The following is a 488-nucleotide window of genomic DNA, read 5'->3' on the forward strand; positions in this document are numbered from 1 at the left end:
GTGTCGACTTGACCCAAACTTTCGATACGTTTGCCGATACCGTTGACGTCAGCGAAACCGAATTTCCCAACAAACAGCTGGCATTTGCCAATGCATGCAGCCGCCTGCGCATGACGACGCTTTATTATTACGGCCAGCTGCATAGTTTGCTGGTGGCGGGGACGGGCAACAAAATTGAAGATTTCGGCGTCGGTTTCTTCACCAAATACGGCGACGGCGGCGTGGACATCAGCCCGATTGCCGATTTGACCAAAACTCAAGTGTACGCGTTGGCAGCCGAGCTGGACGTATCGGAAGACATTCAAAAAGCCGTACCGACGGACGGACTTTGGGATACCGAGCGTACCGATGAAGAACAAATGGGCGCATCTTATCCCGAACTTGAATGGGCGATGAGCGTGTACGACAGCCACAAGCCTGAAGATTTTGAGGGCAGACAGCGCGAAGTTTTGGCAATCTATACCCGATTGCACAAAGCCATGCAACAC

The 488-nt window shown here is 52.5% G+C and carries 1 protein-coding gene; it reads left to right on the forward strand.

The annotated features are described in order from the left end of the window. Positions 1-488, forward strand: a 488-nt coding sequence (gene nadE / locus ACTHUM_RS19100; protein WP_440403851.1) for an NAD(+) synthase, incomplete at both ends; no start/stop codon positions are given.

This window comes from Neisseria sp. P0021.S006, assembly GCF_051956895.1.